We start from the raw sequence: 224 nt of genomic DNA on the forward strand, positions 1-224 counted from the left end.
TTCGTCGACATAGCGGTGGTAGTTGGTGAACAATACGAAGCGCTGCACGTGATCGGGATCGGTGCCGGTGTAGTGCTGAAGCCGGGCCAGCGAAAAATCGGTGCGCAAGCCATCGAACAGCGACAGCGGCATGGGCGCGGTCTGGGCGGCGTCGATCGCCACGCCATCGGCGATCTCGTCTCCGATCAGTGCGAGCTCGGTCGCGGGGAAGTGCTGGGCCAGTT

The 224-nt window shown here is 63.4% G+C and carries 1 pseudogene; it reads right to left on the reverse strand.

The features are described 5' to 3' along the window. A pseudogene (locus tag AAFM29_RS17975) lies at positions 1–224 on the reverse strand (AMP nucleosidase); the annotation flags it as partial.

This window comes from Erythrobacter sp., assembly GCF_038133525.1.
Taxonomy (GTDB): Bacteria; Pseudomonadota; Alphaproteobacteria; order Sphingomonadales; family Sphingomonadaceae; genus Qipengyuania.